Genomic DNA, 21916 nt, shown 5'->3' with positions numbered 1-21916 from the left:
GACGGCGTCACCGCGTACTGGCCTTGTGCAGTGCCCGCAGGACGCTGTGCTTCCCGAGGTCGATCTTGAACTGGTTCTGGCCCAGCGCAGCAGCGTCGCGCAGCGCGATCTCTGCGGCATCTCGAAAAGCCTTGTCGTCGGGGGCATTACCGATCAACGCGGATTCGGCTGCGGGTACGCGCCACGGTTTGGCGGCGACGCCGCCGAGTGAGATGGCCGCTGAAGTGACGATACCGTCGTCGAGTGTCAGTCCAACTGCAACGGACACCAGGGCGAAGGCGTAGCTGTGCCGGTCACGGACCTTGAGATACCAACTGCGACGGGCGTATTCCGACGGCGGCAGGTGGATACCGACGATCAGTTCGCCGGGTAGCAGGGTGTTGTCGCGGTCGGGTTCGTCCCCGGGAAGCCGGAAGAAATCGGACAGCGAGATGCTGCGCGAACCGGTGGTCGCCCGGACGTGCACCACGGCATCGAGCATCGACAGCGCCACCGCCATGTCGGACGGGTGCACCGCAACGCAGGACTGACTGGTCCCGAACAGTGCGTGCTCACGGTTGAAACCTTGCAGCGCACCGCAGCCGGAACCGGGACGGCGTTTGTTGCACGCCGGGAACTCGGGGTCCATGAAGTACGGACAACGAGTCCGTTGCAGCAGGTTGCCGCCGGCGGTGGCCATGTTCCGGAGCTGGGTCGTCGCTCCGGACAAGATCGCCTGCGACAGCACGGGATACTGTGTCCGGACCAGATCGTGGTTGGCGATCGCGCTGTTGGTGACGCCGGAACCGATCATGATGCCGCCGTCATCGGTTGCAGTGATCTGATCCAGGCCGAGCCGGCTGACGTCGACCACAGCCGTCGGCGCCGCGACGCCGAGCTTCATCAGGTCGAGCAGGTTTGTGCCGCCCGCGTAGTAGGTGGCACCGGTGCGGGCGGCAAGATCGAGGGCGTCATCGACATCGCGGGCGCGGTGGAAGTCGAAGGTCTTCATGGGCGGTGCTCGGGCAGACAGGACGCGATCGCGTCGACGATGTTCGGGTAGGCGCCGCAACGGCAGATGTTGCCTGCCATGCGCTCGCGGATTTCATTGGTGGACAAGGTCTCCGGTCCGTTTGCGACGTCGGTGAGCGGGCCGTCGAAAGTTGCGGCGGACAGATCCCCGCGCGCGTGTTCTGCGAGCATCGCTCGTGCCGAACATATCTGGCCGGGCGTGCAGTAACCGCATTGGAATCCGTCGTGTTCGATGAACGCTTCTTGCAACGGGTGCAGCCGGCTGTCTTGGGCGATGCCTTCGATGGTCACGACGGTGGCGCCCTCGATCGTCACGGCCAGGGTGAGGCAGCTCAGGACCCGCGCATCATCGACCGAAACCGTGCAGGCGCCGCACAGTCCGTGGTCGCAGCCTTTCTTCGTACCGGTGAGTTGCAGGCGTTCACGCAGCAGGTCCAGCAGCGTGGTGCGGACGTCGGCCACCACCGTGACGGCGGTGCCGTTGATGATCAGCTCGATGGTGTGGTCACTCATATGGATTTTGCCTCTGGGACGCTGCGCCGAACGCGGGCAACAGATTCTCGATGGTGATCGGCAGGTCGCGTACCCGGCGACCGGTGGCGTGGAAGATGGCATTGGCGATCGCGGCGGCCACGCCGCACACTCCGATTTCGCCGATGCCGCGGGCACCGAACGCGTTCAGGTGGTCGTCGGCGCTGTCGATGAAGGCGATGTCGAACCTCGGGATGTCGGCGTGAGTGGGCACGTAGTACTCGCCGAGGGCGTGGCCAGTACCGGGGTCGTAGGGCACCTGTTCCAGTAGCGCCATGCCGAGACCGAAGGTGATGCCGCCGATGATCTGGCTGCGCGCCAGCTTCGGGTTGATGACGCGTCCGCAGTCCATGACCGCGACCCACCGGGTGACGGTGGCTCGCCCGATGCTCTCATCTACTTCCACCTCGCAGAAGTGGGCGCCGAACGATTGCGACACGGGGCCGCCTTCCGGCGCCCCGTCGCTGGTGCTGGTGAAGGTGAGTCGCTCGTGAAATGCATTGTCGGATGCCGCAAGCAGTGGGATGACCGCGGTGACCGGGAGCTCCGGATCGGTGCTGATGACCTCGCCGTCGCGGATATCCAGCGTGTGCGGGTCGCATCCGGCGTATGGCGCATGCTCGTCGGCGACGAGAAGTTCGAGCAGCCGGCGTTTCCATTCCCGACCGGCCTCGTAGACCGCCGAGCCGACGGCCGCGGTGGTTTGTGATGCTCCGCTGTACGGGGCGCTCGGGAAGGCGGAATCACCCGAGAAGAAGGCCACCTGCGGCAGCAGCAATCCCGCGGAATCCGCGGCGATCTGCGTCATGACGGTCCGCACCCCGGTCCCGACTTCGTGTGTGGCTGAGGAGAATTCGACAATTCCGTCGCGCGTGGTCCGCACATGACAGCCGGCGGGCATGCGGCGCCCCGGATAAGTCGCGGTCGCCATACCCCAGCCGACGAGCACATCGTCGCGGCGCTGCGACCGTGGTTCGGACGGTCGGTGCGACCAACCGAAACGATAGGCTCCCTCCCGGTAACACCGCAGCAGATTCTCGTCGGACCACGGGCGTCCGCTGGCTTGATCGTCCCCGGCATAGTTGGTGATGCGCAGCTGCAGCGGGTCGACGTCGAGCTCGTGGGCCAGCTCGTCCATGGCGACCTCCAGAGCGAACAGTCCAGGTGCTTCGCCGGGGCCGCGCATGAAACATGGAGTGGGGGAATGTACCCGAGCGACCGTGTGCGAGACGACCATTCGGGGTGATCGGTAGAGGAACCGTGTGCTGATGCCGGCCGGTTCGCAGAAGTGCGCGATTGTCGACGTCTCGGTGAGCGTGTGGTGCTCGATGCTGGTCAGTCGGGTGTGAGCATCGCCGACCAGCCGCACCTGCTGCTCGGTTGGCGGACGGTGTCCGGTCGAGGTGAACATCTGGGCGCGGCTGAGGACCATCTTGACCGGTTGTCCGGTCACTCGCGCAGCCAACGCGCACAGCACGACATGCATCCACAAGAAACTCTTGGAACCGAACGCTCCACCGACCAGCGGGGCGATGATCCGCACGTTGTCGACTGGGATGCCCAAATAGGCTGCCAGAGCGAGCCGTTCGCCGGCGATCCACCGCGTCGTGTCGTGCACCGTCAGCAGATCACCGTCCCAGCTCGCGATCGTGGCGGCCAGCTCGATGGCGTAGTGGGCATTCTCGGGCGTGGTGTAGCGCGAAGCGATCTTGATGCCGTCGGCCGGCTCATCGGCCGGGCCGCGGTGGTCCTGGAGCTTCTCGTCCTCGAGTTTGACGAAATGATCGGGTCGGTAGGTGCCGCTGCGCACGACCCCGTCATCGCTGGCCGGCAGGTCTCGTGCCGCGAGCACATCGTGCGCCGTCAGGAGCGCGGGCAGTTCCTCGTAGCTCACGTCTATCAACGACGCGGCGAACTGCGCGTTCTCCAGGGTGTCGGCGACCACCAGAGCCACGTGCTGGCCTCTGTGTTGGACCGTCAGATCCGACAGCGGTGGCCGCCGTTCCAGCGGCAGATCCCACGTCAGATCGACTGGAAGATGCTGCAGAGTAGGGCAATTCAAGGGCGTGAGGACCCAGGTCACTCCCGGTGCGGATTGGGCTCGCGTCGCGGCGGCCGCCAAGGAGTCGGCGATGATGCGACCGTGCGACACGGTGGACTGCACCAGCACCGCGTACTGCACGCCAGGCACTGCGGTATCGGCCGTGTAGCGCGCGCCGCCGGTCACCTTGTCGCGTCCCTCGACCCGGCTCACCGGCCGACCGATTGCTCCATCGCCTGTCACTCTCACCCTGCCTTTGCGCGTCGTCGCGCGCTCGCTGTCACTTGAGGCGGTAAGAGCATCGCACCGTCCGCCTCCTGTGTCATCAGATGGCCGGCACCTGGGGCTCGACCTACGCGTCGACCTGGCGATGAGGCCGGAGGCCGGGCGCGTTGCGACATCGTCTGAGTAACATGCCTCACCGAGTACCACCATGAGCACCACGACCCTTGGCATAGTCCTGGCGGCAGGCAGCGGGCAGCGCTACGGAAAGCCGAAAGTGACCGCCGCCGATGGTCATCGGCTCGATGACCTGCTGCAGAACGTCTCTGGTGACACCGGCGCCGGCCCATTCCTGACGGCACATCCCGATCTGCTCCAGGTCGAATGCTCCGATCTGGCGAGCGGGGAGGACATCGATGAAGAATAAGGCTGTGCTGCAATGGATTGCGCGGCGATACCAGCACGGTGAGCCGGTTCTCGCGGTCACGGTCCTCGACACCTACGACCGATCGCCGTACCCACTCGGGTCGATGATGGCCTTCGACCGGAACGCGGCGATGGCCGGCAGCGTGTCATCGGGCTGCATCGAGGCGGACCTGTTCGAGCGGGCCCAGCGAATCTTCGCAGAAGCTGCCGGTTTCGTGGAGGGAATCGGTTGCCGGACCGTCGAATACGAAGCAGACCGGCTGAGCGGTGACCCGTTTGCGCCGCGCGGGCCCTGCGGTGGCGCGGTGCGGGTGGCCATGCATCCGGTGACACCGCGGCACTTTCCGGAACTGCCGGCCCTGCTCTCGGCACTGGAAGCCGGTCAGCCGGCAGCCACGTTCTTGAACTTGCAAACCGGGCACATTTCGTTGGCCCAGGCCGGTGATGCGCCCGAGTTCTGCACGCGTTACGAAGCACCGCCCCGCATGGTGATTTTCGGCACCAGCGAGATCGCCGTCGAGCTCGCGGCGCTGGCCGCCCGTATGGGATTCGCGGTGGTGGTTTGTGATCCACGGTCGGCATTCCTGCGTCCCGACCGGTTCTCGGGCCCGCTGGAACTCGTCATTGATCGGCCCGATCGCTATCTGCGGCGCGAACGGGAAGCGGGACGCATCGACGCGAAGACGGCAATCGTCGATCTGACCCATGATGATCGCTTCACCGTGCCGCTGCTACTCGAGGCCCTTGATTCGCGGCGATGGACCGGCGGTCTGCAGCCGTCGTTCGTCGGCGCTCTCGGCTCGAGCGCTCGCTCGGCGAACACTCGAAGTGAGCTGTCGGCGCGGGGACTTCTCGCCCATGACCTACACCGTCTGCAGGCGCCGATCGGGCTGGATCTCGGCGGTCGCGCCGGGCCCCACATCGCGTTGTCGATCCTGGCCCAAGTGGTCGCGGGTGCCGAAGGTGGCAGCGGGCTACCGAAGTCCGAACGCGCATTCCATTCGGTGTGATGCCGGGGCCGGCGACGGGCTGCGCACAGCAATCGGCCCAGCCGGGGCAAACCCCGGCTGGGCCGATCTGTGAGTCAGCGGCGCTGCTCAGCTTCCTGTCGCTGCTCGGCGCTCTTGGCGCCCGCCCGCGCGGCGTCCGCCTCGGCTTCCTTCTTCGCGGCGTCGCGCTGCGCATCGGCCTTGTCCTGCTGGGCCTGGCCCTCACGCACGACGTCGTCGCGGCCCGTCACGGTGCCGATGACTTCCTTGGCCTTACCCTTCACACCTTCCACGACGCCACGCACGGCTTCTTCGGGTCCGGTGTTCTGCTTCTCGCTCATGTCTGCCCTTCCGGTAGTCATGGATGGATTCCTCAGGAGCGGTATCGCTGTGCCGCGCCCTGGTTGCAGGATTTCCGATCTGCCTCGACTCGAAACACCGTGTTGTTGTGACCTGCCGGACATTGGCTGTTCGGTGTGAGGGGCAGCTGGTGCTCAGGTGCCATCGAGCCGCGGAAACAGCACCTCGCGGGTGATCAGCTGCACGGCAGCTGCGACCGGAATGGCCACCAATGCCCCGACGATGCCGAGCAGAGCGCCGCCGATGAGAACCGCCACGACGGTGACCAACGCGGGCACCTTGACCGCGTGTCCGATGATGCGGGGGACAAGCAGATAGTCCTCGAGAGCTCTGAATACGATGAAAAAGACTGCGGTGGAAACACATACGGGTAGCGAGACCGTCAGGGCCACCGCCGCCACCACGACTCCGGCGATGGTGGAGCCGACGACCGGCACCAGATCGAACAGTCCGACGAAGATGCCGAGCAGTAGCGGATAGGGCACGTCGAACGCGCTCAGCCACACCGCGGTGGCGACTGCGGCGATCGCCGATATCGCCACGTTGCCCAGGACGTAGGCGCCGACCTTGGCGAAGACATCGTCGCCGATGAGAATCGCGCGCGGCCGACGGGTCTGCGGGACAAGGCGATACAGGGTGGCGCGGATGCGCGGGAAGTCGATCAGGAAGTACACGGTGAGCACGATGACGATGAGCACATCGGCCAGCGCGGCGAACACCGCCGAACTGGCAGTGACGATCTCGTTGAGTATCGACCCGCCCGAACCGTTCATCGTGTCGGTGATCCGCTGCTGAATATGGAAGCGGTCGTTGAGTTTTCCGATCGTGGACGAGTGGCTCTGCGCTTGCTGAATGTAGTGCGGCGCCTGATGGATAAGCTGGGTGGCTTGCTGCGACAGCGGCGGAATCGCCGCTGCCACGAAGGCGGCCATCAGCGCAAGAAAGATGATGAAAACGGCTGTGGTGGCGAGCCAACGCGGCAGATGGTGGTTGACGAACCACGAGACGGCGGGTTCCAACCCCAGCGCCAGGAAGAACGCCACTCCGATCAGCACCAGCACCGACTGCGCGGCGACCAGCATGTGCACGGCGCCGTACGTCACGGCAACGCCTGCGGCCGCCGTCATCCCGACGAAGAAGGGTGAGTGCCGATCGAACCGCCGCCCCAATTCGCCATGGGGACGCGCATCGGTTTTCATCTCCGCGGCGACAGCTTCTGCCGCGGCGATCGGTTCCTCATCTGTGCCGTGCGGCTGCGCCACCATGTCGTGGTGCGCCGGCTGACCGGCCTCACCCGTCTTCTCTACCTGGTTCGCCTCGTCGGGTGGTTCGCGGTCACCGCACGGCCGGGCGCTCGTGACCACAGGGCCCGCGGTGCGCAGGAACGGTTACCGCGCCGGCTAGAACCACACCTTGCGTCCTGCGACCGGCCGCCCGACGGCGCCCAGGATCCACAGGACCGCACCGATCACGACCAGGATTGCACCGATGGTCTCCAGAATCGGTACTGCCAGGGCGTAGCCCAGGATTAGCAAGATAATGCCCAAGATGATCATGTGCTGCGCTCCTCGCTCGGGGTGTTGACGTCTTCGTCAACACCGGCGGCTTTCAGGTACCCATGCCGACACCCGGCCAAACCAACCGTGCATTCCGACCGTCGCGATGATTGGATGGCGCTGATGCGGGCTATTCCTCCCACCCCAGTACTGGCGCTCGAGGAGAGCACATGACAACGTCCGCCGACTCGGAGGACAACCGCCGCACCGAGGTATGGCCGGGCAAGGCGTACCCGCTCGGAGCGACGTATGACGGTGTCGGAACGAACTTCGCCGTCTTCAGTGAGGCCGCAGAGCGGGTCGAGCTCTGCCTGTTCGCCGACGACGGCACCGAAACGCGGGTGGTGCTGCCGGAAGTCGACGGCTTCATCTGGCACGGATTCCTCCCCGATGTCGTGCCCGGACAGCACTACGGCTATCGCGTCCACGGGCCGTACGATCCTGCGGCGGGACAGCGCTGCAACCCGAACAAGCTGTTGATCGATCCCTACGCCAAGGCGATCGACGGCGAATTCCGTTGGGACCAAAGTCTCTTCGGGTACAACTTCGGTGACGAAGACAGTCGCAATGACGATGATTCGGCCGCCCGCATGCCCAAGTCAGTGGTGATCAACCCGTACTTCGACTGGGGCAACGACCGGCCGCCGCAGCGTGCGTACGCCGATTCGGTGATCTACGAAACCCACGTGAAGGGGCTGACGCAGCTTCACCCCGACGTTCCCGAGCGTGATCGCGGCACCTACGCGGGCGTCGCGCATCCGGCGATCATCGACCATCTGAAGAGCTTCGGTGTCACGGCCGTCGAGTTGATGCCGGTGCACCACTTCGCCAACGACTCCGTGCTGATCGACAAAGGGCTGTCGAATTACTGGGGGTACAACACCATCGGGTTCTTCGCGCCGGACCCCAAATACACGTCAGGGGTGACGCCCGGGGGCCAGGTTCAAGAGTTCAAGGCCATGGTGCGCGACCTCCACCAGGCCGACATCGAGGTGATCCTCGATGTGGTCTACAACCACACCGCGGAAGGCAACCATCTGGGCCCGACGCTGTCGTTCCGGGGCATCGACAACGCCGCCTACTACCGGCTGGTCGATGGGGACCAGAAGTTCTACATGGACTACACCGGCACGGGCAACAGTCTCAATGCCGGTCACCCGCATGCGCTGCAGCTCATCATGGATTCGTTGCGGTACTGGGTGACCGAGATGCATGTCGACGGTTTCCGTTTCGATCTGGCGTCGACGCTGGCGCGCGAGTTCTACGACGTGGACCGGCTCTCGACGTTCTTCGAGATGGTCCAGCAGGATCCGGTCATCAGCCAGGTCAAGCTGATCGCCGAGCCGTGGGATGTCGGGCCCGGTGGTTACCAGGTCGGAAACTTCCCGCCGCAGTGGACGGAATGGAACGGTAAGTACCGCGATGCCGTGCGTGACTTCTGGCGCGGTGAGGAATCCACGCTCGGCGAGTTCGCGTCACGGCTCACCGGATCGGCGGACCTCTACGAGCACACCTCGCGCCGGCCGGTCGCCTCGATCAATTTCGTGACCGCCCATGACGGATTCACGCTGCGGGACCTGGTGTCCTACAACGAGAAACACAACGAGGCCAACGGTGACAACAACTCCGACGGCGAATCGAACAACCGGTCCTGGAACTGCGGTGTGGAAGGTCCGACCGACGATCCCGACATCGAGGCGCTGCGTCGACGCCAGCAGCGCAATTTTCTGGCCACCACCTTGCTGAGCCAGGGCGTGCCCATGATTTCGCACGGCGACGAACTGGGGCGCACACAAGGGGGAAACAACAACGGCTACTGCCAGGACAACGAAATCACCTGGATCGATTGGGAATCCGCCGACACCGAGTTGACCGCGTTCCTCGGCGGCATCGCCGCAATCCGCACCGCGCACCCGGTTTTTCGGCGCCGACGCTTCTTCAACGGCCGGCCGGTGCGCGCCCGGGGCGCGCAGGACGTTCCGGACGTCGCCTTCTTCACGCCGAGCGGTTCGGAGATGACCGACGATGATTGGAACGCCGCCTTCGGCAAGTCCGTCGCGGTCTACCTCAACGGACACGGCATACCGGACCTGGATGAGCGTGGGCAGCGGGTCGTCGACGACTCGTTCGTCCTGTGTTTCAACGCGCACCACGACGCCATCGAATTCACGCTGCCGCCACAACAATTCGGTGCGAAATGGCAACTGGTGCTCGACACCGCCAGCGGTCTGGCCACCGTGGAGGCCGAGGCCACACCGCTGGACGCGGAGGCCACCGTCATGGTGGAAGGCCGTGCCCTGACGGTGTTCCGTACCGTCTCCTGAAGCCGAGCACGCTGCCGCGCGGTGACGCTCCGTCATTCCGGTGCCTGCAGCGACTAGCGTTGGGCCCGGAATCGTCCAGTACTGGGAGGCACGTTGTCGGGAGCCAATGACTCTGGAGTCTCCCCAGCGGCGGGCGGCTCCGATGCCGTGCCCGCCGACGGCACGCGCGATGGCCACGCCGCGTCATTGTCCCGCGAGCTCATCCTGGACACCGCGATCGAGTTCATCGACCAGCATGGGCTGGAGAAGCTCACGATGCGCCGGTTGGGCGCGGCGTGCGGTGTGGAGGCGATGGCCCTGTACCGCTATGTACACGGTAGGGGAGACCTGCTGACCGGCGTGGTCGACCACGTCGTCGACCGCTTGTACGCCGAGCAGTTGGCGGCCCGCCGGCAGGAAGACGGCTGGCAGGACTATCTGATCCGGCTTGCGCACGGCGTGCGTCAGATCGCGCTGCAGCATCCCGAACTCTTCCCGCTGGTGGCCACGCAGGCGCCGGAGGCACCGTGGGTGCGCCCGCCGCTGCGCAGCATGCGCTGGATGGAGAGCTTCCTCGATACCCTGCTGTCGTATGGGTTCGACGATGCCGCCGCAGTCGCGGCATATCGGGCGTACACCACATTCCTGGTCGGGCAGCTCCTGCTGGAGGTGTCGGCCCGCGGCGCACAGCTGAGTCCCGCCGAGGCGATCCTCGAAGAAGCCGACCGCCCGAAGGCCAAACTTTCGGACTATCCGCAGCTGCAGCGACTGCAACCCTTGTTGTCGGAGGACTATGGCGACGCCGAGTTCGAAGAAGCGCTCGAAGCGCTGTTGGATCGGCTCGAATCGAATTTGCCGCGGTCCTGAGCCGGCGGCTGACCGGAGCCCCGCGGGCAGCTCCCCTGTTTACAATGTAAACTGATTGTGGTCGGGGATGTGTGCCAATGGCAGGTGACTGCCGGTTGGCGCCGTTAGATGGAACGCCGAACCCGCCGTGTACTCACATTCCCGGCGCGGCCGGACCATGGATCGAACGTCATCTACGTATAGGTGGGGAAGGTGTACACGTGACCGTGCCGCGCGACAGCAGGCCGATCGACATTCTGTTGATCGAGGACGATCCGGGCGACCAGTTGATCACCCGGGAAGCCTTTGCGGACAACAAGATCAAGAATGTTCTGCATGTCGCCCACGACGGCGAGGAAGGCCTGGACTTTCTCTATCGACGCGGTGCCCACGAGGGTGCGCCCCGGCCGGACCTGATCCTGCTCGACTTGAATCTGCCCAAGTACGACGGGCGGCAGTTGCTCGAGAAGGTCAAGTCGGATATCGAACTGTGCGACATTCCCATCGTCGTGCTCACCACATCGTCGGCGCAGGAAGACATCTTGCGCAGCTACAAGCTGCATGCGAACGCCTACGTGACCAAGCCGGTCGATCTCGAGCAGTTCTTGAGTGCGGTACGCCAGATCGACGATTTCTTTGTTCAGGTGGTCCGGCTGCCGCGGGGCTGACAGCGACCGGCTCGTCTCTAGACCTGCATGGCCAGAGACAGCTCGGTGCCGGCGACAGTGGAGGTCGTCGGGAAACCGAAGCGGTCCATCCACTGCACGCCGCCGACATCGCTGGGCAGTGGCTCGCTGGCCTGCGCGGCGGCCGCGGTGGCCAACTGCCGCTGCAGGTCCGATGCACTCACGCGGCCGGCGTCAGCAGAATGGTGCGCCGGTCCGAACGGTGAGGCGGTTGAGTCGGCGCGGTGCTGAGCGCGGTAGCGAACGACGGCGCTCCGCAAGGTCGGATGCGCGGGTCGTGCCAAGGTCAGCAAGTAGAACGCACCCGCCGCGACGGAATTGATGGCGAGCACCTCTTCGCCCATGCCCTCGAGCAGATCGATGAAATCGGCAGCTTCATGGCCGCCGATCGCGTCACCGGCAATGCCGGTGGTCACCGCGATGCCCAGCGCAGCCCGGCCGTCGCGGTCGGCGGGAATGAACCGGAAAGCGCGTCCGCCCACCGACGGCAGGCTGTCCCCGGCGGGGCATTGGACCGCGCCCGCCGGCTGCTCGGTGTCGAACAGCCAGCGCAGGCCCACAAGCAATACCGGCAGGTGGACACCTACGCCGGGTGCCGCGGCCCCGTCTGGCACGGGCTCGGCGATCACCGCCGTCTCGTCCGCACTTCGTGGCGCCGCCATCAGTTCGATTGTCATCCCTGATTCCTTCGAGTCGGGCAACGCGAGTGCGTCAGCTGACTTCACAGTTACCCAGTCCATTCGAGCGGCAAACACGCAGATGGTGCAGCCGAGGATGTGTGGGCAGCGCCGCACTCGGTGTATCGAAAGTTCCATCGCCACAAAGGTTTCCGGAACGACACGCGCACACGAGAGCGGCCCAGTCCAGCATGCCGCTGGACTGGGCCGGGTCGCACTGTGTGCTAGTTCTGCTGCTCGGCCCGCTCCCGTGCCTCGGCGGCCTTGGCGCCCGCGCGTGCGGCGTCCGCCTCGGCTTCCTTCTTGGCCGCGGCGCGTTGCGCATCGGCCTTGTCCTGCTGGGCCTGACCCTCGCGGACCAGGTCGTCACGGCCGGTCACGGTGCCGATGACTTCCTTGGCCTTGCCCTTGACGCCTTCCACGACGCCCCGGACGGCTTCCTCGGGACCAGTGTTCTTGTCCTCGCTCATGGCTACCCTTCCGCTCACGGATCGGATGATCGCACGGAGAACCGTTCCCCACGCCTGCCGAGAATTCCCAGCTCTGGTGCACGTCAAACGGCGAGTATTGCGATCTGCGCCACACCGATGTGCGTGCCCCGCGGGGTATTCCGCGGATCGGTTCCGAAATGTTTGGGCAGCTGACGCCCGTGGGTACGGAAGGACTGCCGCTGACCGGCAAGGTCAGACGGGGCAGGCACCACGAGGACGTGCGTGCGCTGCCCACAACGGAAAGAGGCACCATGATTCTGGTCGGAGCTGTACTGCTTGCTCTTGGGCTGATCTTCAACATCTACCCCTTGTGGGTGGCCGGCGTTGTCGTGCTGGTGGTGGGCGCGGTTTTTTGGCTGCTGGGGGCGACCGCACGGCCGGTCGGTGGCCGGCGCTACTGGTACTAGGCGGCCGCGTGCCGATGCGGTCACCCCGTCGATCGCGAATCGCGGAAGATGGGCGAAACAGGCTGCGGCACAAGATGAATCGGACGGCTGCGCAGACCGCGAGGCGTGCTGACACCGTCGCCCACCTTCGGGTGTTGCCCCCGCCGACAGCGGGGGCGGCGGGCGGTGCACGTTTGTTTGAGCAGCCATGGACAATGGGTACACAGAGTGCGACGTGAGTGGGCCTGCACAGGGACGCTGGAGGAAATACGTGGTTGAGGCAGTGGGGCAGGGCAGCTTGGCGTCCAGTGACCGGTCTGTTGAGTTGATCGTTGCGGCGTCTCCGGAGAGCCTGGCGGTCCTGCGGACGCTGGTGGCAGCGGTCGCGGCCTTCGAAGATTTCGATCTGGACGCCATCGCCGATATCCGGCTGGCGGTCGATGAAGCCTGTACCGGTCTCATCCGGGCCGCGGTGCCGGGGTCGAGCCTGCGGGTCGTCGTCGATCCGGCGAATGATGCTGTGGTGATTCGTGCTTCGGCGACGTGTGTGGCCGACGACAATCGCGGCGACGCCGTCGTGAAGCCGGACAGCTTCAGCTGGCACGTGCTCAACTCGCTGGCCGACGAGGTGTCGACGTTCGCTGACGAGCAGGCCATCGACGGCACCCAGGTGCTGGGTGTTTCGTTGACTTCGAGACGAGTGAGTCTGCAGCGGTGACGGCGGAGTATGCGGACGTTCTCGAGATGTTCCGTCAGCTCCAGGGGACAACCGAGGACTCAGCTGACTACATCGCGCAGCGCGACGCGATCATCGAGCGCTGCTTGCCACTGGCCGACCACATCGCGCGGCGCTTCGAGGGCAAGGGCGAAGCGCGCGATGATCTGCTGCAGGTCGCGCGCATCGGTCTCATCAACGCGGTGAAGCGTTTCGACGTCGAGATGGGCTCGGACTTCGCCTCGTTCGCGGTCCCCACGATCATGGGGGAGCTGCGCCGCCACTTCCGCGACAACAGCTGGTCGGTGAAAGTCCCGCGGCGGATGAAAGAGCTGCACCTGCAGATCGGCACGGCCAGCGCCGAGATGTCGCAACGCCTCGGGCGCGCACCCACCGCGTCTGAATTGGCCACCGAGTTGGGCATCGATCGCGATGAGGTCCTCGACGGCCTGATGGCCGGGAGTTCGTACAAAACCACCTCGATCGATGGCTCCGCGGGGAGCGGCAGCGACGAGCGCCCGTCTCTCGCGGAGACGCTCGGCGACGTCGACCCCGGCTTGGAGAAGGTCGAGTATCGCGAGGCGCTCCGGCCGCTGCTGGAGGAACTGCCGGAGCGCGAGCGGACCGTGCTGGTGCTGCGATTCTTCGAATCGATGACGCAGTCTCAGATCGCCGCCAAGGTGGGTATCTCGCAGATGCACGTCTCGCGGTTGCTGGCGAAAACCCTGGCGCAGCTTCGGGAGAAGCTGGAGTAAGGGCGCGGGCAAGCGGCCGGCGACGTGCTGCGCGTCAATGGCTCGGTGCGGTGTGGACCAACTGGTAACGTCCGCGACGGTAAGCACCAGCGAAACGAGATGGTCAGCACGAGGTAGGTGGCCCCTTGGTGAAGGATGTGACCACTTGTCCATGCCTGCGGAGCCGCGGATGAACCGCTCCACGTCCCCGAAAGCGGGGCCCGCGGGAGAGCGGCCGCTGTCGCTACTGCTGGTCGAGGACGACCGGGGAGATGCCCTGCTGGTCGAGGAGCTGATCGCCGATGCTGCGATCGACATCGACTTCCACTGGTCGTCCACATTGACCCAGGCGGCGGCCGCGCTGGAAACGATCCGTCCGGACTGTGTGCTGCTGGACCTGCACCTGCCCGACGCCGGCGGCGTCGACGCACTCGACCGTTTGAGCGCCCTGGCACCGGGATTGCCGATCGTCGTTCTCACCGGTCTGAACGACGAGCATTTCGGCGTTTCTGCCATGGCGTCGGGTGCGCAGGACTACCTGGTGAAGGGCCGCGTCGAGCCGGAGACCCTGCGCCGGGCGGTCCTGTATGCGATCGAACGCAAGCGTGCCGAGTTCACCGCGGTCGACCTGCAAGCCAGTCGACTGCGCGCTCAGGAGAATGCCCGACTCGAGCGGGGCCTGCTGCCGTCGCCACTGCTCGCTGACGATCCCGGCGTCGAGATCGTCACCCAGTCGCTGCCGAGCCGGCGTGACGCGCTGATCGGCGGTGACTTCTACGACGTCGTGCAGACCCCTGACCGCACGGTGCACGTCATGATCGGTGACGTGGCCGGCCACGGACCCGACGAGGCCGCGTTGGGCGTGGCACTGCGAATCGGTTGGCGCGCACTGACTTTCGCCGGCCTGCGCGGTAATGAGCGGATGCGGCAGCTCGACCGCATCCTGACCACCGAGCGGCCCAGCCGCGGCACCTTCGCAACCCTGCTGAGTGTGGCCCTGACACCCGATACGGGGCAGTTCGACGTGGTGCGGGCTGGTCATCCGGGCTTGCTCATGCACGGGACGGGTACCGTCGACTGGCTCGAACCGACCGCCGGCCCGGCACTCGGCCTCGGCGCCAGGGAATGGCCGGTCAACCGGTTGCAGTTGCGGCCGGGCGACGGCTTGATGCTGTTGACGGACGGGCTGTTCGAGGGGCCCGCGGGCGACGGCGGTGAACGCCTCGGCGAGGAGGGGCTGCTGGCGGCGGCCCGGTCACTGGCGCGCCTGCCCGGCACCGAGTTCGTCAAGGCGCTGATCAGCGAGGTGGAAACCTGGGCCGAGCCCTACGGTGGCCTCACCGACGACATCGCCGTCATTCGAGTGGAGCGCTCGGTTCGATGAAGTTGACGGTGCAGGGCTGGCAGAACCTGGTTCTGTCCGCGATGGGTGTGGTGGTGCTCTCGGGTGCCGTCGGTGGTGCGCTCCTGATGAACCAGACCGACACGGTGTCGAGCGAGCTGATCGAGCACCTGCAACCGGCGCGCGTGGCCGCCTACCGATTGCAGGCCGGACTGCGTGATCAGGAGACCGCGGTGCGCGGTTATGCGAGCGCCGCCGACAGCCAGTTCCTGGCGCCGTATGAGGACGGACAACGCGCTGAAACCGCTGCGGCACAGAAAATCAGGACATTGCTGGAGGGTCGTGACGACCTCATCGCCGACCTCGATGCCATCGAACGCGCCGCCGGTACCTGGCGCAGCACCTACGCCCAGCCGTTGATCGCGAGCGTCGTCGTGGGACACCCGGCCGTCGTCGACAGCCGCACCAACGAGGACGGCAAGAAAGAGTTCGACAACCTCCGCACGCTCTTCGATACCCAGAACCGGCACCTGGAACAGGCGCGCGACGCTGACACCGCTCGGTTGGCATCGATACGCCAATGGCGCGACCGGGTGCTGGCCACGATGGTCGGCGCCTTCGTCGTCATGGCGGTGGTGCTGGCGATGCTGGTGCGCAGCTCGGTCACTCGCCCGCTGGGCGCACTCGCCGCAGCATGCCGCCGGATCACGCAGGGAAACCTCGATGAGCGCATAGTTCCCCAGGGGCCCACTGACATTCGCGCGATCGCCGTCGATGTCGAGGAGATGCGGCAGCGCATCGTCGAGGAGCTCGAGGCATCTCAGTTCGCCCGCGTGGCGCTCGACGAGCAAGCCGAGGAATTGCGCCGATCCAACGCCGAACTCGAACAGTTCGCCTACGTCGCGTCGCACGATCTGCAGGAGCCGCTGCGCAAGGTGGCGTCGTTCTGCCAGCTGCTGGAGAAGCGGTACGGCGATCAGCTCGACGAGCGCGGCGTCGAGTACATCAACTTCGCGGTCGACGGCGCCAAGCGCATGCAGGTGCTGATCAACGACCTGCTCACCTTCTCCCGTGTCGGCCGGCTGAACGCCAGGAACACCGAGGTCGATCTGGGCGAGGCTGTCGCGTCGGCCATGCAGAACCTCGCGACCTCGATCGCCGAGTCGGAGGCCGAGGTGGTGCTGCCGCCCGCCGGCCTGCCGCGCGTCGACGGCGACCCCACCTTGTTCACGATGCTGTGGCAGAACCTGATCGGTAACGCGGTGAAGTTCCGGCGCGAGGGCCAAACGCCGCGGATCGTGATCGACTGCACAATGGGAACGGGTGAGAACGCCGACAACTGGGTATTCACGGTGACGGACAACGGTATCGGGATCGCCGAGGAGTTCGTGGACAAGGTGTTCGTCATATTTCAGCGCTTGCACGGGCGCGACGCCTACAGCGGCACCGGCATCGGCTTGGCACTGTGCAAGAAGATCGTCGAACATCACGGCGGCACCATCGGGATCGACACGTCGTACACCGATGGCACGCGGTTCGTGTTCACCTTGCCGGCCACCCCGATCACCGAACCGAACGTCATCGCGTCAGAGCAGCCGGAAGGAAGTCACCCATGAATGCGTCGTCAGCCGGCCGAGTCGTCGACATCCTGTTGGTCGAGGACGATCCGGGGGACGAACTGATCACCCGTGAAGCGTTCGCGGACAACAAGATCAAGAACACTCTGCATGTCGCTCGCGATGGTCAAGAAGGTCTGGATTTCCTCTACCGCCGCGGTGTCCATGCCGACGCCCCGACCCCGGACCTCATCCTGCTCGACTTGAATCTGCCGAAGTACGACGGCCGGGAGTTGCTGGAGGCGATCAAGTCCGACGCCGATCTGTGTCACATCCCGGTCGTCGTCCTGACCACGTCCTCGGCAGAGGAGGACATCCTGCGCAGCTACAAACTGCACGCGAACGCCTACGTGACCAAGCCGGTCGACCTCGATCAGTTCATGAAGGCGGTGCGGGAGATCGACGAGTTCTTCGTGCAGGTGGTGCGGCTGCCGCAGTAGGTGCGGGTCACCCGCCGCCGGCGGGCACGGCGTCGATGACGTCCCATTGCAGGCGCACCTCCGTACCGGCATCGGTCGGTTCGATCGACGCATGATCCGTCAGCGCCTGCATCAACGGAATTCCGCGTCCGCGGGCAGAGTTCGCGAGCTGTGCGGGGGCGGGGCGCCACGTGCCCTCGTCGGTCACGGTCACGGTCAGCCGCCCTGACACGCGGTCGAAGTCGGCACGAACATGCATGACGCCGGGAGCGGGGGCATCGGCATACGCGGCCTCGACGGCGTTGGCCAATGCCTCGTTGACGGCGAGCACGATGTCGCTGGCTTTGACGCGGTCCACTGCGATGTGGCCCGTCAACCAGGTCGAGAACTCCTGACGGACGGATGCGGCATGTTCGGGGATGGCTACCACGTCCGTCTTACTGAAACGTGCCCCGCTGCTCGACTGGTCCGGCTCCGTCATAGCGACCTGCTCGACCTACCTTCCGATTGACAACGACCGCACTAGGCGGTGACAGCCGCGAGGGCCTCGTCTCGCGTGGCGAACAGCTCGATCAGGTCGGCGATGCCGACCAGCTTGAGCGGGCGGCTGGTGGTGGGGCTGTCGGCGACGATGACGAGCCTGACCGCCGGCGCCAGGTCGGCGTGCGCCGCCACGAGCACGCCCATCCCGGCCGAGGCCAGGAAGTCGACGGCGCTCAAGTCGACGACGACCGCCTGGGCTGTGCCGACAGCCGCCGGGCTCAGTGCGGATTCGAGCTGCGGAGCGGTGAGCATGTCCACCGTTCCGGATACCGCGACCACGCTGACCGCGCCGATCTGGCTCTGTTCGACCGCGCAGCTCGCCGCGGCAGGGTTGCCGCTTCCCTGGACTGGCTGGCCTGTCATTGTCACCTCCGAGGGGCTCACACGCGTGAGCCGACAGTCCAAATACTATCGGCGCTTCTGCTGCCCGCTGCACCAAACCTAGTAGGACACAGCCTGTTCGTCGGTGTGGCAAATAACATGTTTCGGCGCGTCAAGGCGCGGGTATGTATGTGCGCCGATTTTGCGGGACCGGTGCCGGTTCGGAACTGTCTCACTGCCGGCCGGTTTTCAATCCGATTGTGCCGCACATCGATTGCGAAGGGGAGTGGCAATCGGCGTGCACTTCGGCCGACCGGCTCGTCCTCGCGGTCGTCGTTGCTGATCTCTTCGTCGGATCCGCACCGCTGAATGCTCTTGCCATCAGGTTATAACGGTGTTATGAATGACCATAACACCGTTATGGCGAATGGAGTCGCACCGTGGACGACCATGAGGAACTCCCGTTTCCCGAGCCGCCGCATCGCAGCGCCGCGCTCGGCAGTCTCGACACTCACATCAGGGTCGGCGATGCCGACCGCGAAACGGTCTCTCGCCGACTCAGCCGTGCCGTGGCCGAGGGCCGGCTGACCCTGACGGAGTTCGACGCCCGTCTGCAGCGGCTCTACCGGGCCGAAACCCGCGGCGAGCTCGCCGACATCGTTTCGGACCTACCGCGATCCGATGCGCGGGTGGAACCGAAACAACAACGGAAGCAGTCGATTCCGGCATGGGTCGTCATCATGTGGATGCCGTGGGTCGCGGTGAACCTGCTGTGCCTCGCCATCTGGCTCGCCACCGGCGCCGGTTACTTCTGGCCGTTCTGGGTCGCCGTCCCGTGGGGCTGCGCGTTGTTGATTCCCAGCGCGATCGGCGTGTTCACGAGCGGCGGGACCTACGTTGCAGGCAATTCGACGGTGGCGAGTTCGGCAGCCCGGCGGCGATCCTGCAGCGCGGCGTCCCGATCCAGGCGCGCCGCGCATCGGTGGTCCTCGGCGGCCACCTGATGGGCCATGCTTGGCCTGCGCATGGGTGGGTATACGTCCGTGGTGAACGACCCGCCGCCCCTTGCGGACACCGCGATTGCCGACCGGCACACCGTGGTGACGGGCACCGAGACCGAGACGTACCGATCACTGCTGCGAACGCCGGCCACGCGGGACGAGCGCTACGCGTTGGGGAAGGCGTTGCGTAAGAAGGTGCCCCGGCGGACATTGTCGAGGTGGCCGGATGGTGCGGGGCGGCCCGATCCGGTCGATCTGATCAAGGCCAGCCATCAGGGGCGGATCGAGCGGCTCATCCCGGTCCGGGTCGGCCGAATGGCAGCGTCGCCGTATGCCTTCCTGCGCGGCGCCGCGGTCGTCATGGCCCGTGACGTCTCACAACTGCCGACGACCGGAATCATGCCGGTGGTCTGTGGCGACGCGCATCTGGGCAACTTCGGTTTCTACGCCTCACCCGAACGGGACCTCGTCATCGACCTGAATGACTTCGACGAAGCGCACCCGGGCGGCTGGGAATGGGACCTGCGGAGGTTGGTGGCGAGCATCTGGGTGGCCGGACGGGAGAACGACGCCTCGGAAAGCGCCTGCGACGACGCCGTGCAAGCGTGTGTCACGGCCTACCAGAAGGAGGTCAGGCGGCTTGCCGAGCTGCCGCTGCTCGTCCGGGCCTTCAACAGGCTCAGCGTCGATCGCCTGACCACCGAAGCCGACGGACCGCTGGAGCGGCTCGTCACCCGCTCGGCGAAGCGGGCACGACGCCGTACGGGTGATCGCGCGCTGCCGCGCTTCACCCATGAGGTCGACGGGGTGCGAAAGATCGTCGACGAACCGCCCTTGATCACCCCGTTGCCGGCGCGGGAAGAGAAGCTGCTGACGAAAGCGATGGACGACTATCTCGAGACCCTGCCGCTGTACTGGCGCCGACTGGTCGGTGGCTACACGCTGTTGGACGTGGCGCAGAAGGTCGTCGGGGTCGGCAGTGTCGGTCTGCGCGCCTACGTGGCACTGCTGGAGGGCTCGTCGCCCAAGGACGTCATCTTCCTGCAGCTCAAGCAGGCCCGGCGATCGGTCCTGGCGCGGTACGTCCACGGTGATTCGCCGTTACATGCCCACCAGGGGCAACGCGTCGTCGAATACCAGCAGTGTCTGCAGACGGTCAGCGACCCGCTGCTGGGCTGGACCACGGTGGACGGCCGCCAGTTCTATGTGCGACAGCTGCGAAACATGAAGGGCCGCATACCTCTTGACGAGTTGGATGCCAAGATGCTGACGGGCTACGCCAGCGTGGTTGGTCAACTGCTGGCGAAGGGACATGCCAGAACCAGTGGGGCCTCGATGATCGCCGGTTATCTCGGCCATTCCGGCCGCGTGAGCGAGGCGCTGGCCGGGTTCGCCCGGCGCTACGCCGATCAAACCGAAGCCGACCACGCCGGTCTGCTCAGTGCCGTCGACCGTGGGGCACTGCCGGTCGAATACGAATGAGCTGCCGAGCCGCAGCGAGAACACCTGGGGCGCAAGGATAGTGGTGCTGACTGCAGCTGCCTCGGCGTTTGTGACCCGTCACAATCGCTTGGTCTGATACTTCGGCGCTCGGTGTAGAGACGGCGGCCACCCGGACACCGATACTGATTCGGACAACGAGGCAGCATCGGCGCTGCCGCAGCCACCGAACGGGGCTCGTTGAAACAGGAGGGCTACACCGTGGTTGCCGCACCCGAGAATCTGTTCCCGCTTGACCGGAGTAACGCCCGTCGCGTCGAGTTCGAAGGCGGCAGCATCCAGTCGCGCCTTGTCGCGTTGGCGTTGAAGGTCACGGTCAAACCGGCATTGACGGTCTGGGCGATGGCTCCCGGCCTGCCCTGGCCATATCGGGCGGTCGATCATGTCGGGCGCGTGCTGTGGTCGGTTGCTGGCACCACCCGCCAGCCTGTCCACCTGGCGTGCTGTCCGGCCGAGACGACCCGCCCGGCGGCCGTGCGCGGGGACCGCTACGTCGTGTACATGCACGGCGGCGCCTTTCTCGTCGGTGGCCGTCACCTGCACCGTCAAATGATCTCGCGGATTGCCGCGTCGCTGCAGAGCGAAGTTGTCGCAGTGGATTACCGCAAGCTGCCCCAGCACACCATCGCCGACGGTATCGAAGACTGCATCGATGCCTACCGATTCGCCCTCGGGCGCGGTGTCGCGCCGGAGAACATCGCATTCATCGGCGACTCGGCCGGCGCCTACCTGGTGTTCATCACGGCGATCTTCGCGGCCCGGCGTGGATTGCCGATGCCCGGCGCGATCGTCTCGATGGCGCCGCTGACCGACTTCGACGTGCAGGCCAAGATCGATGCGCCGTCAGGATCAACCGATGTGCTGTTCTCGAAGGCCTTTGCCCGCGCGTTCCATCGATTCGTCATGCGGCACAGTCCGCCGGAAGCTGAGCACCGACTGCTCGATGCGGATCTGGGCGGGCTGCCGCCGTCTTTGATCCAGGTGAGCTCGACCGAACTTCTCAACCCCGACGCCGAGGAGTTGGCCGTTGCGCTGACGAAGGCCGGTGTGCCGCACCAACTGCAGGTGTGGCGGGACCAGGTCCACGTCTTCCAGGCCGCGGCCTCGATCGTCCCGGAAGCGGCCCGCGCGCTTCGCGAGGTGACGCAGTTCATCGAGTCGGCGTTCGCCCGGAACGGGGCGCAGGAGCAGTCCGCTTAG

At 65.7% G+C, this 21916-nt stretch carries 24 protein-coding genes; 14 read left to right on the top strand and 10 right to left on the bottom strand.

Features of this window, described 5'->3' with window-relative positions:
* Positions 1 to 7 precede the first annotated feature (7 nt).
* The 3 genes from ACJH6H_RS14095 to ACJH6H_RS14085 are packed head-to-tail and all read right to left on the bottom strand — an operon-like array spanning position 8 to position 3796.
* A complete protein-coding gene (locus tag ACJH6H_RS14095; RefSeq protein WP_406775090.1) occupies positions 8 to 991 on the bottom strand; it encodes an FAD binding domain-containing protein in 984 nt (327 codons plus the stop codon).
* Positions 988 to 1524 (bottom strand): (2Fe-2S)-binding protein, encoded by a 537-nt coding sequence (locus ACJH6H_RS14090; RefSeq protein WP_406775089.1) that lies wholly within the window; start codon positions 1522 to 1524, stop codon positions 988 to 990. Before ACJH6H_RS14090 ends, ACJH6H_RS14095 begins: the two co-directional genes overlap by 4 nt.
* Positions 1517 to 3796: a xanthine dehydrogenase family protein molybdopterin-binding subunit gene (locus tag ACJH6H_RS14085; RefSeq protein ID WP_406775088.1), complete on the bottom strand. Its 2280-nt coding sequence runs from the start codon at positions 3794 to 3796 to the stop codon at positions 1517 to 1519. Before ACJH6H_RS14085 ends, ACJH6H_RS14090 begins: the two co-directional genes overlap by 8 nt.
* A 220-nt stretch (positions 3797 to 4016) precedes the next feature.
* Here ACJH6H_RS14085 and ACJH6H_RS14080 point away from each other — a divergent pair, with 220 nt between their 5' ends.
* Positions 4017 to 4232: a hypothetical protein gene (locus tag ACJH6H_RS14080; RefSeq protein WP_406775087.1), complete on the top strand. Its 216-nt coding sequence runs from the start codon at positions 4017 to 4019 to the stop codon at positions 4230 to 4232.
* Entirely contained in the window at positions 4222 to 5241 is a 1020-nt protein-coding gene (locus ACJH6H_RS14075) for an XdhC family protein (RefSeq protein ID WP_406775086.1), read from the top strand. The genes ACJH6H_RS14080 and ACJH6H_RS14075 overlap by 11 nt, the downstream gene beginning before the upstream one ends.
* Before the next feature lie 74 nt (positions 5242 to 5315).
* Here ACJH6H_RS14075 and ACJH6H_RS14070 read toward each other — a convergent pair whose 3' ends face one another.
* The 3 genes from ACJH6H_RS14070 to ACJH6H_RS14060 all read right to left on the bottom strand — a co-directional run bounded on the left by ACJH6H_RS14070 (position 5316) and on the right by ACJH6H_RS14060 (position 7136).
* Complete coding sequence (locus tag ACJH6H_RS14070) at positions 5316 to 5561, bottom strand: CsbD family protein (RefSeq protein ID WP_212814670.1); 246 nt, start codon at positions 5559 to 5561, stop codon at positions 5316 to 5318.
* Positions 5562 to 5714: 153 nt separating this feature from the next.
* Positions 5715 to 6845, bottom strand: a complete 1131-nt coding sequence (locus tag ACJH6H_RS14065) for an AI-2E family transporter (protein ID WP_406775101.1) — start codon at positions 6843 to 6845, stop codon at positions 5715 to 5717.
* A 135-nt stretch (positions 6846 to 6980) separates the two neighbouring features.
* The gene (locus tag ACJH6H_RS14060; protein WP_212806754.1) at positions 6981 to 7136 is read right to left on the bottom strand and encodes a hypothetical protein; all 156 of its coding nucleotides are present in this window, start codon (positions 7134 to 7136) and stop codon (positions 6981 to 6983) included.
* A gap of 170 nt (positions 7137 to 7306) precedes the next feature.
* On the opposite strand from ACJH6H_RS14060, the gene glgX reads away from it, so the two are divergent.
* The 3 genes from glgX to ACJH6H_RS14045 all read left to right on the top strand — a co-directional run bounded on the left by glgX (position 7307) and on the right by ACJH6H_RS14045 (position 10953).
* Positions 7307 to 9460, top strand: coding sequence for a glycogen debranching protein GlgX (gene glgX / locus ACJH6H_RS14055; protein ID WP_406775085.1), 2154 nt, complete (start codon positions 7307 to 7309; stop codon positions 9458 to 9460).
* Between the two features lie 147 nt (positions 9461 to 9607).
* Positions 9608 to 10306: a TetR/AcrR family transcriptional regulator gene (locus ACJH6H_RS14050; RefSeq protein ID WP_244602192.1), complete on the top strand. Its 699-nt coding sequence runs from the start codon at positions 9608 to 9610 to the stop codon at positions 10304 to 10306.
* 200 nt (positions 10307 to 10506) lie between these two features.
* Positions 10507 to 10953, top strand: coding sequence for a response regulator (locus ACJH6H_RS14045; RefSeq protein ID WP_135355437.1), 447 nt, complete (start codon positions 10507 to 10509; stop codon positions 10951 to 10953).
* 17 nt (positions 10954 to 10970) lie between these two features.
* Here ACJH6H_RS14045 and ACJH6H_RS14040 read toward each other — a convergent pair whose 3' ends face one another.
* Positions 10971 to 11648, bottom strand: coding sequence for a hypothetical protein (locus tag ACJH6H_RS14040; protein WP_135355436.1), 678 nt, complete (start codon positions 11646 to 11648; stop codon positions 10971 to 10973).
* Positions 11649 to 11872: 224 nt separating this feature from the next.
* Positions 11873 to 12118, bottom strand: coding sequence for a CsbD family protein (locus ACJH6H_RS14035; RefSeq protein ID WP_135355487.1), 246 nt, complete (start codon positions 12116 to 12118; stop codon positions 11873 to 11875).
* 179 nt (positions 12119 to 12297) lie between these two features.
* Between ACJH6H_RS14035 and ACJH6H_RS14030 the strand changes: the two genes are divergently transcribed.
* The 6 genes from ACJH6H_RS14030 to ACJH6H_RS14005 all read left to right on the top strand — a co-directional run bounded on the left by ACJH6H_RS14030 (position 12298) and on the right by ACJH6H_RS14005 (position 17372).
* On the top strand, positions 12298 to 12546 hold the full coding sequence (locus ACJH6H_RS14030; protein WP_406775102.1) for a hypothetical protein: 249 nt from the start codon (positions 12298 to 12300) through the stop codon (positions 12544 to 12546).
* A gap of 250 nt (positions 12547 to 12796) precedes the next feature.
* Positions 12797 to 13243: an ATP-binding protein gene (locus ACJH6H_RS14025; RefSeq protein WP_267323830.1), complete on the top strand. Its 447-nt coding sequence runs from the start codon at positions 12797 to 12799 to the stop codon at positions 13241 to 13243.
* Between the two features lie 26 nt (positions 13244 to 13269).
* Positions 13270 to 13995, top strand: coding sequence for a SigB/SigF/SigG family RNA polymerase sigma factor (locus ACJH6H_RS14020; protein ID WP_406775100.1), 726 nt, complete (start codon positions 13270 to 13272; stop codon positions 13993 to 13995).
* Positions 13996 to 14164: 169 nt separating this feature from the next.
* The gene (locus tag ACJH6H_RS14015; protein ID WP_406775084.1) at positions 14165 to 15358 is read left to right on the top strand and encodes a PP2C family protein-serine/threonine phosphatase; all 1194 of its coding nucleotides are present in this window, start codon (positions 14165 to 14167) and stop codon (positions 15356 to 15358) included.
* Positions 15355 to 16932 (top strand): CHASE3 domain-containing protein, encoded by a 1578-nt coding sequence (locus tag ACJH6H_RS14010; protein ID WP_406775083.1) that lies wholly within the window; start codon positions 15355 to 15357, stop codon positions 16930 to 16932. Before ACJH6H_RS14015 ends, ACJH6H_RS14010 begins: the two co-directional genes overlap by 4 nt.
* Entirely contained in the window at positions 16929 to 17372 is a 444-nt protein-coding gene (locus ACJH6H_RS14005; RefSeq protein ID WP_061007043.1) for a response regulator, read from the top strand. The genes ACJH6H_RS14010 and ACJH6H_RS14005 overlap by 4 nt, the downstream gene beginning before the upstream one ends.
* 7 nt (positions 17373 to 17379) lie before the next feature.
* Here the strand turns inward: ACJH6H_RS14005 and ACJH6H_RS14000 are convergent, their stop codons facing one another.
* The gene (locus ACJH6H_RS14000) at positions 17380 to 17832 is read right to left on the bottom strand and encodes an ATP-binding protein (protein ID WP_061007042.1); all 453 of its coding nucleotides are present in this window, start codon (positions 17830 to 17832) and stop codon (positions 17380 to 17382) included.
* Positions 17833 to 17873: 41 nt separating this feature from the next.
* Positions 17874 to 18257 carry an STAS domain-containing protein gene (locus ACJH6H_RS13995; RefSeq protein WP_061007041.1) on the bottom strand — a complete coding sequence of 128 codons (384 nt, stop codon included), beginning with the start codon at positions 18255 to 18257 and terminating at the stop codon, positions 17874 to 17876.
* Between the two features lie 398 nt (positions 18258 to 18655).
* Between ACJH6H_RS13995 and ACJH6H_RS13990 the strand changes: the two genes are divergently transcribed.
* The 3 genes from ACJH6H_RS13990 to ACJH6H_RS13980 all read left to right on the top strand — a co-directional run bounded on the left by ACJH6H_RS13990 (position 18656) and on the right by ACJH6H_RS13980 (position 21916).
* Complete coding sequence (locus ACJH6H_RS13990) at positions 18656 to 19219, top strand: DUF1707 domain-containing protein (RefSeq protein ID WP_212806746.1); 564 nt, start codon at positions 18656 to 18658, stop codon at positions 19217 to 19219.
* Between the two features lie 42 nt (positions 19220 to 19261).
* Positions 19262 to 20698 carry a DUF2252 domain-containing protein gene (locus tag ACJH6H_RS13985; protein ID WP_406775082.1) on the top strand — a complete coding sequence of 479 codons (1437 nt, stop codon included), beginning with the start codon at positions 19262 to 19264 and terminating at the stop codon, positions 20696 to 20698.
* Between the two features lie 219 nt (positions 20699 to 20917).
* Complete coding sequence (locus ACJH6H_RS13980) at positions 20918 to 21916, top strand: alpha/beta hydrolase (RefSeq protein ID WP_406775081.1); 999 nt, start codon at positions 20918 to 20920, stop codon at positions 21914 to 21916.

It is taken from the genome of Mycobacterium sp. SMC-21 (assembly GCF_045310825.1).
Taxonomy (GTDB): domain Bacteria; phylum Actinomycetota; class Actinomycetes; order Mycobacteriales; family Mycobacteriaceae; genus Mycobacterium.
Note: the sequence above shows the minus strand (reverse complement) of the source record. Positions and strands in the feature narration are given on the sequence as shown.